The organism is Aeromonas ichthyocola (assembly GCF_046087985.1).
In the GTDB taxonomy this organism is placed as follows: domain Bacteria; phylum Pseudomonadota; class Gammaproteobacteria; order Enterobacterales; family Aeromonadaceae; genus Aeromonas; species Aeromonas rivipollensis.
In genome coordinates this window covers 75,074-87,997 of record NZ_JBJSWH010000002.1, presented here as the reverse complement: position 1 = coordinate 87,997, position 12,924 = coordinate 75,074, and the positions used below count along the sequence as shown (strand labels likewise).

General features: G+C 62.5%; 8 protein-coding genes and 3 pseudogenes. 6 read left to right on the top strand and 5 right to left on the bottom strand.

Features of this window, described 5'->3' with window-relative positions; translation table 11 throughout:
• The 3 genes and pseudogenes from ppx to ACF2JD_RS05165 form a co-directional block, all read right to left on the bottom strand.
• Positions 1 to 1,491, bottom strand: a complete 1,491-nt coding sequence (gene ppx, locus ACF2JD_RS05175; RefSeq protein WP_106886364.1) for an exopolyphosphatase — start codon at positions 1,489 to 1,491, stop codon at positions 1 to 3.
• Complete coding sequence (ppk1, locus tag ACF2JD_RS05170) at positions 1,481 to 3,550, bottom strand: polyphosphate kinase 1 (RefSeq protein WP_111910114.1); 2,070 nt, start codon at positions 3,548 to 3,550, stop codon at positions 1,481 to 1,483. Before ppk1 ends, ppx begins: the two co-directional genes overlap by 11 nt.
• Positions 3,551 to 3,626: 76 nt before the next feature.
• Positions 3,627 to 4,138: pseudogene (locus tag ACF2JD_RS05165) on the bottom strand (glycine cleavage system protein R).
• 294 nt (positions 4,139 to 4,432) lie between these two features.
• Between ACF2JD_RS05165 and ACF2JD_RS05160 the strand changes: the two are divergent.
• From ACF2JD_RS05160 to ACF2JD_RS05140, 5 genes and pseudogenes are all read left to right on the top strand, one after another.
• On the top strand, positions 4,433 to 5,209 hold the full coding sequence (locus ACF2JD_RS05160; RefSeq protein ID WP_440986916.1) for a DUF2726 domain-containing protein: 777 nt from the start codon (positions 4,433 to 4,435) through the stop codon (positions 5,207 to 5,209).
• A 254-nt stretch (positions 5,210 to 5,463) separates the two neighbouring features.
• Positions 5,464 to 6,881, top strand: a pseudogene (locus ACF2JD_RS05155) (sigma-54 dependent transcriptional regulator).
• Between the two features lie 105 nt (positions 6,882 to 6,986).
• Positions 6,987 to 8,021, top strand: coding sequence for a sensor histidine kinase (locus ACF2JD_RS05150; protein ID WP_440986915.1), 1,035 nt, complete (start codon positions 6,987 to 6,989; stop codon positions 8,019 to 8,021).
• A gap of 55 nt (positions 8,022 to 8,076) precedes the next feature.
• The gene (locus tag ACF2JD_RS05145) at positions 8,077 to 9,411 is read left to right on the top strand and encodes a sigma-54-dependent transcriptional regulator (RefSeq protein WP_393935239.1); all 1,335 of its coding nucleotides are present in this window, start codon (positions 8,077 to 8,079) and stop codon (positions 9,409 to 9,411) included.
• A 142-nt stretch (positions 9,412 to 9,553) separates the two neighbouring features.
• Positions 9,554 to 10,314, top strand: a pseudogene (locus tag ACF2JD_RS05140) (Nif3-like dinuclear metal center hexameric protein).
• Between the two features lie 109 nt (positions 10,315 to 10,423).
• Here the strand turns inward: ACF2JD_RS05140 and purN are convergent.
• Both purN and purM read right to left on the bottom strand, forming a co-directional pair.
• Positions 10,424 to 11,062, bottom strand: a complete 639-nt coding sequence (gene purN, locus ACF2JD_RS05135; protein ID WP_163153701.1) for a phosphoribosylglycinamide formyltransferase — start codon at positions 11,060 to 11,062, stop codon at positions 10,424 to 10,426.
• Between the two features lie 8 nt (positions 11,063 to 11,070).
• Complete coding sequence (gene purM / locus ACF2JD_RS05130) at positions 11,071 to 12,108, bottom strand: phosphoribosylformylglycinamidine cyclo-ligase (RefSeq protein WP_139744143.1); 1,038 nt, start codon at positions 12,106 to 12,108, stop codon at positions 11,071 to 11,073.
• Between the two features lie 175 nt (positions 12,109 to 12,283).
• Here purM and upp point away from each other — a divergent pair, with 175 nt between their 5' ends.
• Positions 12,284 to 12,910, top strand: coding sequence for a uracil phosphoribosyltransferase (gene upp / locus ACF2JD_RS05125; protein WP_005302745.1), 627 nt, complete (start codon positions 12,284 to 12,286; stop codon positions 12,908 to 12,910).
• Positions 12,911 to 12,924 lie beyond the last annotated feature (14 nt).

Below are 12,924 nucleotides of genomic sequence, written 5' to 3'. Positions count from 1 at the left end.
TCACCCGAGCTGGAACAGCAGGGGCCAGCCCTGCTCCTGGCAATAGCGGTGCTCCTTCTCCAGGTTCTGGATCAGCAGGCGGTTCTCCTCGCACCAGTCGGTTGGCAGGGTGACCACCAGCTGATCCCCGGCGGCCTGCACTCGCCACTCTGGCAGCAGGTTGTCCTGGCGCCTGTGGTGGGCGGCCACCGCGAGGCGCAGTATGCGGATGCAGCGCAGCACCGTCTGCTCGTCGTGGTTGGGCAGGGCGGGCAGCTCGGAGAGCTTGAGCCCCTTGCGCTGGAAGCGCACCAAGGCGGCCAGCAGGGCCTGATCGTCCTGGTTGAAGCCGGGCAGATCCGTGTTCTGCAGAATGTAGGCGGAGTGGCGATGGATGCCGCTGTAGTTGATGGCCAGACCAATCTCGTGCAGCCGCGCCGCCCAGCCGAGGATGGCGCGATAGGGCTCGATGGGCATCTCCCAGGGATCGCTCAGGGCATCAAACAGGGCCAGCACGCTCTGCTCCACCCGGGTGGCCTGGCGCTTGTCGATGTGGTAGTGGGAGCTGAGGGCCAGGGCGGTGCGCTCGCGAATGTCGTGGTGCTGCAGCCGCTCCTCGAACTCATAGAGCAGCCCCTCGCGCAGGGCGCCGTCGGAGTACTCCATCCGATCGATGGGCAATGAGGTGAAGAGCCCGAGCAGTATGGCCACGGCGGCGGCAAAGACCCCCTGGCGCTCCTCGGTGAGGCCGGCGAGTTTGAGCTGGTCGACCCGCTTGTGCCTGAGCATCTCCTCTTTCAGCCGCTCCAGTCCCGCCAGCGTGATGGCGCCATCTGTCCACTCTTCCCCCTGCAAGACGTCGCGCACTGTGCGAATGGAGCCCGAGCTGCCGAGGCAGCTCTGCCAGCCGAGCTTGCGGTACTGGTTGATGATGGGGGCGAGCTGATGCTGCGCCTCCAGCACTGCGCTGTTGAAGGCCTTCTCGCTCAGCTTGCCGTTGCCAAAGAAGCTCTGGGTGAAGCTGACGCAGCCCATCTTGCGGCTGGTGAGGGCCTTGTGTTCGAAGCCCTCACCTATGATGAGTTCGGTGCTGCCGCCGCCGATGTCCACCACCAGCACCTGGCCTTCGATGTGCTGGGTATGGGCGACCCCCTGATAGATGAGGCGCGCCTCTTCCTGGCCGCTGATGATCTCGATGGGATGGTTCAAAACCTCGGCCGCCTCGCGCACGAAGTCGCGGGCGTTGCTGGCGCGGCGCAGAGTGTAGGTGCCGGCGATGCGGATCTGATCCGGCTTGATGTTGGTCAGCCGCTCGGCGAACAGGGCGAGACAGTCGAGCCCCCGGGCCATGGCTTCCGCCGACATGCGGCGCTGTTCATCCATCCCTTCGGCGAGGCGAACCCGCTCCTTGATGCGATCGACTATCTGCATCCGCCCCTCGTTGAGGCGGGCGATGACCATGTGGAAGCTGTTCGACCCCAGATCGACAGCGGCGTACAGACTATTGTCCATTGTTTGACTCGATACGTTTGAGATAGTCGTAAATCGCAACCTGGGAGCGAATCTTGCGGCGGTTGCCCCGCTTCACGTATTCGTTCTTCTGGTCCGCATCGATGACGCGCGCCTTGCAGGTGTCGCTCAGCTGCAGTTCGAGGATGTCCAGGATGCGTTGTTTCAGCCGATCGTCGTAGATGGGGGTGCCCACCTCGATCCGGCCATCGATGTTGCGGCTCATCCAGTCGGCGCTGGAGATGAACAGCTGGGGGTTGCCCTTGTTGTGGAACACCATCACCCTGGGGTGCTCGAGGAAGCGGTCTATGATGCTGATGACCTGGATGTTGTCACTGAGGCCAGGCACCCCGGGACGCAGGGCGCACATGCCGCGGATGATCATCTGGATGGGCACCCCCGCCTGGCCGGCGGCATAGAGGCGGTTGATGAGGTCTCTGTCCACCAGGTTGTTGATCTTGAGCGTGATGCCGCTGGGCTGGCCCGCCTTGGCGTTGGCCAGCTCGCTGTCGATGAGACGATAGAGCTGGCGGCGGCTGTTGATGGGGGAGACCAGCAGGTGGTTGAATTTGTAGCGTTTATAGGGGTATTCGATGTATTCGAACACCCCCTCCACCTCGGCTGTGATGTCTGGGTGGCGGGTCAGCAGGGAGAAGTCGGTGTAGATCTTGGCGGTCTTCTCGTTGAAGTTGCCGGTGCCGATATGGGCGTAGCGCACCGCTTCCCCATGCTCATGCCGGGTGATGAGGCAGAGCTTGGAGTGGATCTTGAGGCTCGGCACCCCGAACACCACCTTGACCCCCGCATCGGTCAAAATGTTGGCCCAGTCGATGTTGGCCGCCTCGTCGAAGCGGGCGCGCAGCTCCACCACCACTGTCACCTTCTTGCCGTTGTTGGCGGCGTCGATGAGGGAGTGGATGATCCGCGACTTCTTGGCGACCCGGTAGATATTGATGCGAATGGCGCTCACCGCCGGATCGAACGCCGCCTGGCGCACCAGCTCGGTGAAGTGGTGGAACTTGTGATAGGGGTAGTAGAGCAGTATGTCCTGCTTGGTGATGGCGTCGAAGGCGTTGACGAAACCGTCGAAATCGCGGCAATCGAGGGCCGGCAGCTTGGGGTTTTCCAGATAGTCCCGGCCCACGTTGGGGAAGCCGATGAAATCCTTGAAGTTGTGATAGCGCCCGCCCGGCATGATGGCGTCGTAGGAGCTGATCTGCAGCTTGAGTTTCAGGAAGCTAATCATGGCCGCGGGCATCTCCCGCTCGTAGACAAAGCGCACCGGCATGGCGGTGAGGCGCTGCTTCAGGCCATCACTCATCTTGTCCACCAGGCTCAGGTCCAGCTGGTCGGAGAGATCGTACTCCGCATCCCGGGTCAGCTTGACCGCATAGGCCGCTATCTCGTCGTAGTCGAAGAAGCCCTTGAAGATCTCGTCGAGACAGAAGCGGATGACGTTGTCCAGGATGATGATCTGCTTCTTGCGGCGGGTCCCCTCCGGCGGCAGCTGGAAGAAGCGGGGCAGATCGTCGGTCGGCACCTCCACCAGGGCGTACTGGATCACCTGGCCGTTCTTCTTCATCTCGATGGCGAGATAGGTGTGCTCGTCTTTGAGGAACTTGACCGGGTTGACCTCCTTGTTGAGGAGGATGGGGATGATGTGGCGCAGCACCTTCTCCCTGAAGAAGACCCGCAGCCACTGCTGGATCGACTCGGAGAGCTGGTTCTCGTTGACCAGGAAGATGTTGTGGCGGGCCAGGGCGATCAGCAACTCCTTGTAGGTGTTGTCAAACGCCTCGCCGAGCGCCATCACCTTCTGCTGGATGGCGCGCAGCAACACCTTGGCCTCGTCATCGCCACCGTGCACCTCGTTGATGAGGATACGGCGCTTGACGTCCGAGACCCGTACCTTGAAGAACTCATCCTGGTTTGAGGAGAAGATCCCCAGAAAACGGACCCGCTCGATGAGGGGGACCGTCTTGTCCATTGCCTCTTGCAACACCCGTTCATTGAATGAGAGCCAGCTAAGCTCTTTCTCTTCATACTGCTTGTCGGTGCTCATCTGGTGCCTCTGTACTCAGGTTGCGTCTGCGCGGAAGTTATGGCGTCAAACCATGACAAATTTATGACAACCCGCGTTATTCGGTCAGATCGTGATCGATGTCGACCACCAGATCGTCCGAGAGGGACTCCAGCGCGGTGATCAGGGTGTCCATCGCCAGTCCGTCAGGCAGGGCAACCAGCGCATGGGCGTAGAAGAGCGGGGCGCCGGAGTGAGGGGCCGGCTCGCAGCCAGTGGTAAGGTCGGCCACGTTGATCTTGAGCTGGCGCAGGATGCTGGCCACTTCGTGGACGATGCCGGGGCGGTCGTTGCCGGTGACCGTCATCATCACCTGATGGGCCGGTTCCTGCGGTGAGCTGTCCCTTCGGCAAAGCTGATAGTGAGGCCGGGTAACAGGGCCAGCGCCTCGCACAGGCTGCGATAGTGTTCGGGGACAGAGACGTGGAGGATACCGGCAAATTGGCCCGCCAGCTCGCTCATGGCACTGCCCAGCCAGTTGCCCTGCTCGTGGCTGATAACGGCAGCCAGACTCTCGACGATACCGGGTTTGTCTGCACCGATCACGGTGACCACCAATTGCTTTTGCATCCTGCTCTCCTTGGAAATGGGATGTTATGCCTGTTGCCATTGTGCCTGCAGTGGCTGGTCATATGAAGCCCCGCAGACTGACCAATAGATAAAAATCCGGTGCTTTGACATTTTCCAAACGCTTGACTGCTGCCTTGCCCTGTTGCGGCTGTGGTAAAGTGGTGCCCCTTTCGTGTTGTGAACTGGATCGTGCTCTGATGAATACCTTTGTCGTATCGGGATTGCTGTTGTTGGCGCTGCTGGTGCTGGCGATCTTCTGGAGCAGATTCAACAAGGTGCAAGAGCGTCTGCCCTATGATCTGCAGGAGACCCTGTTCAGTCCGGCGGAGCGCGCCTTCCTCGGCGTGCTGGAAATTGCGGTGGGCGACAAGGCTCGGGTCTTTGCCAAGGTGCAGGGTGGCGGATGTGCTGACGCCGCAGGCGGGGCATGGAAAGAGCAAATGGCAGCAGCACCTCAACAAGATCAGCGCCAAGCATTTCGACTATTTGCTGTGTCACCCTGCCGATCTCTCTTCATCTGTGCCATCGAGCTCGATGACAGTTCCCACCGTCACCAGAAGCGCAAGGTACGCGACTCGGTTCTGCAAAACCGCCTGCGACAGCGCGGTCTGCCGCTGCTGCAGATCCCGGCCGCAGCCATTATCAGGTCGACGAGCTGCGCGAGCAGATTGCTGCCGCTGCTGGTCAAAAGCGAGCCTTCCGGTGGAGGATCGTTGCCGGGGGAGCGCCGCGAGCCGACCTTCAATCCCTTGCTGCTCGATGGTGTGGATGTTGAAGTGCCGTCCCACCATGGCGGGGGAGCGCATCGCCCGGGCGCCGTTCATGAGCCGAGCCACGCAGGTACAGCTTGACGGCAGGAGCCGGTGCTGGGGGATGGACAACCCCTTCATCGATACGGAGGATGATGAAGAGCAGGACGCTTCCGCCTCTGCGCCCCACTGCCCCCGCTGCGCGGCGCCCCTGGTGGCGCGGGAAGCGAAAAAGGGTCCCCATGCCGGCCGCCTGTTCCTGGCCTGCAGCCGTTTCCCCGAGTGCCGTTACGCCGCCCCCCAGGAGCAGGCCAGGCACTGATCCCCTCTCTGGCGCCGGCAGTGGCCGGCGCCTTGCACCTCCTGCACCGCGTTCAACCCCGTCCCAGGGCGCCTAGCCGACAGAGGCTGTTTGAGTGTGATCCCCATCCCGGTCGGACCGCGCTGATCGCGACAAGTTTTGACAAACCGCCAGAATTTTGGCACTTTGTGCCCTCTGCAACACAGTGCATAGCTCAATATCATAAGCACTTAAAAAACAATAACTTGGCGTCAGGTGTGTAAGGAAGATAAATTATGATGGCTATGGGGGTGTTGATCGTTGATGCCGATGAACAGCGGCGTCAGCAACTGGGAACCGTGCTCTCCTTCATGGGGATCCCCTGGCAGGAGGTGGTGGAAGCCGATCTCGATGTGGCCATCGAATCCTCCGGCCCGCTGCAAGGGATACTGACGGGCAAGCTGGCCGCCCGCCGGGCGAGCTGCTGACCGGATTCCCCGGAACCCTTTCCTCTCGCTGGTCGAGGCCGAGCTGCCCCAACAGCAACTTCATCGGTGGCAGCGACGAGCCCTATACCTATGAGTCCCTGACACGTCACCTGCACTTCTGTCAGGCCTTCATCTCCCTCCATCCCCGTCAGCAGGTGCACGACAAGGGCCAGACCCTGTTGCGACTGCTGGTGGGCAAGGGGCGGGGGATCCAGGAGGTGCGCCGCCTCATAGGCCAGGTGGCACAGACAGACGCCAATGTGCTGATCCTGGGGGAATCCGGGACCGGCAAGGAGGTGGTGGCCCGCGCCATCCACGAACTCTCTGCCCGCAGCGCCGGCCCCTTCGTGCCCATCAACTGCGGCGCCATTCCGGCGGAGCTCCTGGAGAGCGAGCTGTTTGGCCACGAGAAGGGGGCCTTCACCGGCGCCATCGCCGCCCGTCGCGGCCGCTTCGAGCTGGCCCAGGGGGGTACCCTGTTCCTCGACGAGATTGGCGACATGCCGCTGCCGATGCAGGTCAAGCTGCTGCGGGTGCTGCAGGAGCGGCTGTTCGACAGGGTCGGGGGTGGCAAGCCTATCCAGGCCGATGTGCGCATCATAGCGGCGACCCACAGGGATCTGGAGGCGATGATCCGTACCCAGGGTTTTCGCGAGGATCTCTACTATCGCCTCAACGTCTTCCCCATAGAGACGCCGCCCCTGCGCGAGCGCTGCGACGACATCCCCCTGCTGCTGCAGGAGCTGCTCAACCGCCATGCGGAGCAGCACAGGGGGATCATCCGCCTGACCCAGCGGGCCATGGAATCCCTGATGCAGTACCCCTGGCCTGGCAACGTGCGAGAGCTGTCGAACCTCATCGAGCGGTTGCTGATCCTCTACCCGAACCAGATCATCGACGTGGCGGACTTGCCAGGTCGCTACCGTCTGCTGCCAAGCGAGCCCAGGGACGAGCGGCTCACCGAGATGGACGAGCGGGATGCCCTGGCCGCCGTGTTCCAGACGCCTCCCGTGCTGGATCCCGGCCTGGCCGCGCCGCTGCCCATGCAGTTGCCCCAGGAGGGGCTCAATCTCAAAGAGATGCTGGCGGATCTCGAGGTGGAGCTGATCCGTCAGGCCCTGGAGTCCCAGGACGGGGTGGTGGCCCGGGCTGCCGACCTGCTGAGCATGCGCCGCACCACCCTGGTTGAGAAGATGAAAAAGTACGGCATGAGCAAGGACAACTGAGGTCAATGCTTTGACGGCTATAGTCAAGGCATTGATATATAACTAGTAATTTACTGGCATGGAAATTGAATAAGCTGACCCAATCGCCAGTTTGAGGTCAGCTTTATGACAATCTCGCAGCAGGACAATCCGCTCCAGTCACACGAAGTGAGTCAGCTTTATGCCATCTTCACGGCACTGCCGACCGGCGTGCTGCTGCTCGATGGTGAGGGGCGGATCACCCGCGCCAACCCGGCCGCCCTGACCCTGCTGGGGGAGCCGCTGGAGGGGCAGGCCTGGCGCCAGATCATCGCCCGCTGCTTCCAGCCCAGGGAAGACGATGGCCACGAGATCTCCCTGCGCGATGGGCGCCGGGTGCAACTCTCCACCCAGCCGCTGCCGGATCAGCCCGGCCAGCTGGTGTTCATCACGGATCTCACCGAGACGCGCCAGTTGCAGGACAGGGTCAACCACATGAAACGGTTGTCTGCCCTGGGCAACATGGCGGCCTCCCTGGCACACCAGATCCGCACCCCCCTCTCCGCCGCCATGCTCTATGCGGCCAACCTCGCGAATCGCACCCTGAAACCGGAATCCCGCACCCAGTTCCAGCAAAAATTGATGGCCCGATTGCAGGATCTCGAGAAGCAGATTAACGACATACTGCTGTTTGCCCGCAACGGCGACAACCAGGTGGTGGCCCCGGTCTCGGTACAGGGGCTGCTGGCTGAGGTGCAGGCCGGTGCCGAGGCTTTCTGCCAGCAGCAGGGCTGCGCGCTGCACATGGAGGCGCCTGAGCCGGATCTCTGCCTGCTCGCCAACAGCAGCGCCCTGGCCGGTGCCATCAACAACCTGATCGCCAACGCCCAGCAGGCCGGAGCCGATTCGCTCTTGGTGAGCGCGGTGCGCAGCGGCAACCGGGTGGAGATGCGCATCCTCGACAATGGCAAGGGGATGCCTGCCCAGTTGCTCAGCCAGATCTTCGAACCCTTCTTCACCACCCGCTCCCAGGGCACAGGCCTCGGGCTTGCCGTGGTGCAATCCGTGGTGCGTGCCCATCAGGGGGAGGTCAGCGTGGCCTCGGTCCCCGGAGAAGGGACCTGTTTTACCCTGTCGTTCCCCCTGCATCAGCAAGCGGTGCAGCTTGGAGGTGTAGCATGAATCCCATCTTGTCCCTGTGGTGCAAGGCCTGCGGGCCGGTTGTTGGAGGTGTGGCATGACCCAGGCCCGCATTCTGGTGGTGGAAGACGACAACGGTCTGCGCGAGGCGCTGGTGGATACCCTGCTGCTCGGCGGTTACGAGTGCCGCGAGGTGGACAGCGGCGAGCGGGCCCTGCTGGCGCTCTCTCGCCAGCGCTTTGACATGGTGATCTCCGACATTCAGATGGGAGGCATGGACGGCCTCACCCTGCTGGCCAACATCCGCCAGCAATATCCCCAGGTGCCTGTACTCCTGATGACGGCCTACGCCAACATCGACGGTGCAGTGCGCGCCATGCGGGAAGGGGCCATCGACTATCTGGCCAAGCCCTTCTCCCCCGAGGTGCTGCTCAACCAGGTCAGCCGTTATGTGCCGGCCCAGAAGGTGGAGAAGCGTGCCGTAGTGTACGGGGATCCCAAGACCGCCGAGCTGTTCCAGCTGGCGACACGGGTGGCCAGAAGCGAGGCCACCGTCATGGTGACAGGCCCGAGCGGGACGGGCAAAGAGGTGCTGGCCCGCTACATCCACGACAACTCCAGCCGCGCCGAGCAGGCCTTCGTCGCCATCAACTGCGCCGCCATCCCGGAAAACATGCTGGAGGCGACCCTGTTCGGCTACGAGAAGGGGGCCTTCACCGGCGCCGTGCAGGGGTGCCCGGGCAAGTTCGAGCAGGCCCAGGGGGGCACCCTGCTGCTCGACGAGATCACCGAGATGGATCTGGGGCTGCAGGCCAAGCTGCTGCGGGTATTGCAGGAGAAAGAGGTGGAGCGGCTCGGCAGCCGCAAGATGATCCCGCTGGATGTGCGGGTCATCGCCACCAGCAACCGGGATTTGAAAAAAGCAGTGCAGGATGGCCTGTTCCGCGAGGATCTCTACTACCGTCTCAACGTCTTCCCCCTGCGCTGGACCTCCCTCTGGGAGCGGCCCGGCGACATACTGCCGCTGGCGGAGCACCTGCTGGCGCTCCATGCCAGTCAGCAGGGGCTGCCGACGCCGCAGCTGGCCGATGAGGCGCGCGAGCGCCTGCTGGCCCACCCCTGGCCCGGCAACGTGCGCGAGCTGGACAACGTGGTGCAGCGGGCCCTGATCCTCTGCCCCGAGGGGCTCATAGGTTGCGAGCATCTGATCCTGGAGGAGACGGACGAGGAGCTGGTGCGCCCCCTCGAGCGTCTGTCGGGGGAAGGGCTAGGCGGCGAGCTCAAGCAGCAGGAGCACCAGATCATCCTGGACACCCTGCAGGAGTGCAACGGCAGCCGCAAGGAGGTGGCCGACAAGCTCGGCATCAGCCCGCGCACCCTGCGCTACAAGCTGGCCCAGATGCGTGACGCCGGCATAGAGCTGCCCGCCTAGCCCCTGTTGCCGGTGTCATGGCCTTGCCGGCCCGGCTCGATTATCATGGGGCCCTCGGCATCATGAGCCTGGGCCCCGTTGTCACTGCAGACAAGAGTCTGATCGCAGACAAGGGGGAGCAGCGCCTTTACAAGGGACTCCTATGATCTCTCATCGCAAACTGGAAACCGTGCTCAATCACCTGCTCGAGCCTCACGCCATCAAGGACTACTGTCCCAACGGGCTGCAGGTGGAGGGGCGCGAGCGCATCCGCCGGGTGGTCACCGGCGTCACCGCCAGCCAGGCCCTGATCGATGCAGCCGTGGCCCTGGATGCCGATGCCATCCTGGTCCATCACGGCTACTTCTGGAGCGGGGAACCGCCCCAGATCACCGGCATGAAGCAGCGCCGTCTCAAGACCCTGCTGACCCACGACATCAACCTGTTCGCCTACCACCTGCCGCTGGACGTGCACCCCGAGGTGGGCAACAACGCCCAGCTCGCCAGGCTGCTCGGCATCAAGGTGCGCCGCGGCCTGGAGCCCTGGAACAGCAAGAGCGTGGCCATGGTGGGCAAGCTGGAAACCCCCATGAGCGGCGGCGACTTCGCCAGCTGATTGCCGAGCGCCTCGGCCGCGAGCCACTCCACTGCGGCGACAGCGGCCCCGAGCTCATCAGCTCGGTGGCCTGGTGCACCGGCGGTGGCCAGAGCTACATCAATCAGGCGGCCGAGCAGGGCATAGACGCCTTCATCTCGGGGGAAGCCTCGGAGCAGACCATACACACCGCCCAGGAGATGGGGATGCACTTCTACGCCGCCGGCCACCACGCCACCGAGCGCTACGGCGTCAAAGCGCTGGGGGAGTGGCTGGCCACAGTACATGGCCTGGATGTGACCTTTATCGATATCGACAATCCGGTGTAGGTTCGATTAGCCGCGTAGCGGCGTAATCGGACGTGACCGCAGCAATAGGTAGAAATGACAAGGGAGGCCTAAGCCTCCCTTGTTACATTTTGCATGCAGCGAGTAGCGGCTACTCGCTGGCATAGCCCGCGGGGCCGAGTTCGGCGCCATCCAAGAGGGCTGCGCCCTCCTGCATCTTGAGCCGTCCCTCGCAGAACCACTGCACCACCAGGGGGTAGATGCTGTGCTCCTGGGCCTGGACCCGGGCCGCCACCTCGTCGGCACTGTCACCTTCGAAGATGGGGACGCGTGCCTGCAGGATCACCGGGCCGCCGTCCAGCTCTTCGGTGACGAAGTGGACGCTGGCACCGTGCTCGCTGTCCCCCGCCTCGATGGCGCGCTGGTGGGTGTGCAGGCCCTGGTATTTCGGCAGCAACGAGGGGTGGATGTTGATCATCCGCCCGGCGAAGTGACGCACCAGATCGGCACTCAGGATCCGCATAAAGCCAGCCAGTACCACCAGATCCGGCTGATAGTCCGCCATCAGCGCCAGCAGGGCGGCGTCATACTCGGCCCGGCTGGCAAACTGCTGCTGGGCCAGGATGGCGGTGGCCACCCCGGCTTCCCTGGCGCGTACCAGCCCATAGGCATCGGCCCTGTTGCTGATGACGCCGACCACATCACCGGCAATCTTGCCGCTGGCGCAGTGGTCGAGAAGGGTCTGCAGATTGCTGCCGTTGCCGGAGATCAGCACCAGGATCCGTTTCATAGGGGAGGTCATTTTATGATGACTTGTTCTTCGCCATCGGCCGCCTTGGCGATATGGCCTATGTGCCAGGCATTCTCGCCTTCGGCCTTGAGCAGGGCCAGCGCCTTGTCCAGCTGATCCGCCGGCAGGGCAATGATCATGCCGACGCCGCAGTTGAAGGTGCGGTACATCTCGTGGCGGGTGACGTTGCCGGCCTGCTGCAGCCAGCTGAACACCGCCGGCCACTGCCAGCTCTGCTCGTCGATGACCGCCTGGGTATTGGCGGGCAGCACGCGGGGGATGTTCTCCCAGAAGCCGCCACCTGTGATGTGGGACAGGGCGTGGATCTCGCACTCCTTGATGAGCTTGAGTACCGGTTTGACGTAGATACGGGTTGGCTCCAGCAGGGCGTTGGCCAGGGTGGTCTCACCCAGCGGCTGATGCACGTCGGCCTGGGAGACCTCCAGGATCTTGCGCACCAGGGAGAAACCGTTGGAGTGGGGGCCGCTCGCGGCCAGGGCGATCAGGGCATCCCCTTCGCCGACCTTGCTGCCGTCGATGATGTCGCTCTTCTCCACCACACCGACGCAGAAACCGGCGATGTCGTAGTCTTCCCCTTCATACATGCCTGGCATCTCGGCGGTCTCGCCGCCCACCAGGGCGCAACCGGACTGCTCGCAGCCTGCACCTATGCCGGTGACCACGGCGGCGGCGGTGTCCACATCCAGCTTGCCGGTGGCATAGTAGTCGAGGAAGAACAGGGGTTCGGCGCCTTGCACTATGAGGTCATTGACGCACATGGCCACCAGATCGATGCCCACTGTGTCGTGCTTCTTCAGGTCGATGGCCAGACGCAGCTTGGTGCCCACACCGTCGGTACCGGATACCAGTACCGGCTCCTTGTAGCCAGCAGGGATTTGACACAGGGCCCCAAAGCCGCCAAGACCACCAAGGACTTCAGGACGACGAGTGCGCTTTGACACGCCCTTGATACGTTCAACCAGTGCATTGCCGGCATCGATATCTACGCCAGCATCCTTGTAGCTCAGTGAGGTTTTGTCAGTCACGCGTATTCCCCGTCATATAGAGAAGTGGAGGGTAAAATTCGGGGCGTATTCTACCAGTGGGCGGGTAAAAGCAGAAAGAAAATCGTTTGCGCGTTTTTACGTGGAAAAGCTCTACAAGCCGTGGCTTTTGTTGTATGATTCCGCGATTTTTTGGCGCCGGTTCGAGGAGATAATAATGAAAGTCGTTGAAGTCAAACACCCCCTGGTCAAGCACAAGATCGGCCTGATGCGCGAAGGCGACATCAGCACCAAGCGTTTCCGTGAACTGGCCAAGGAAGTGGGCAGTCTGTTGACCTACGAAGCGACCTCTGACTTCGAAACCGAGAAAGTTACCATCGATGGTTGGAACGGGCCAGTGGAAGTTGACCAGATCAAGGGCAAGAAGGTCACAGTCGTGCCCATACTGCGCGCCGGTCTTGGCATGATGGATGGCGTGCTCGAGCACATGCCGAGTGCCCGTGTCAGCGTGGTTGGCATCTATCGCGATGAAGAGACCCTGCAGCCGGTTCCCTATTTCGAGAAGATCGTCAGCAACATCGAAGAGCGTCTGGCCCTGGTCATCGACCCCATGCTGGCCACCGGCGGCTCCATGATAGCCACCATAGATCTGCTGAAAAAGAAGGGCTGCCAGTCCATCAAGGTGCTGGTGCTGGTTGCCGCCCCGGAAGGGATCAAGGCGCTGGAAGCCGCTCACCCCGACGTGGAGCTGTTCTGCGCCTCCATCGACCAGGGGCTGAACGAGAAGGGCTACATAGTCCCGGGTCTGGGAGATGCCGGTGACAAGATCTTCGGCACCAAGTAAGTTGATGTCTTTAA

Excerpts from the sequence above, each read along its gene's own strand:
- ppx (WP_106886364.1), bottom strand. The coding sequence starts at position 1,491 with ATGGACAATAGTCTGTACGCCGCTGTCGATCTGGGGTCGAACAGCTTC.
- ppk1 (WP_111910114.1), bottom strand. The coding sequence starts at position 3,550 with ATGAGCACCGACAAGCAGTATGAAGAGAAAGAGCTTAGCTGGCTCTCA.
- ACF2JD_RS05160 (WP_440986916.1), top strand. The coding sequence starts at position 4,433 with ATGATCTGCAGGAGACCCTGTTCAGTCCGGCGGAGCGCGCCTTCCTCG.
- ACF2JD_RS05150 (WP_440986915.1), top strand. The coding sequence starts at position 6,987 with ATGACAATCTCGCAGCAGGACAATCCGCTCCAGTCACACGAAGTGAGT.
- ACF2JD_RS05145 (WP_393935239.1), top strand. The coding sequence starts at position 8,077 with ATGACCCAGGCCCGCATTCTGGTGGTGGAAGACGACAACGGTCTGCGC.
- purN (WP_163153701.1), bottom strand. The coding sequence starts at position 11,062 with ATGAAACGGATCCTGGTGCTGATCTCCGGCAACGGCAGCAATCTGCAG.
- upp (WP_005302745.1), top strand. The coding sequence starts at position 12,284 with ATGAAAGTCGTTGAAGTCAAACACCCCCTGGTCAAGCACAAGATCGGC.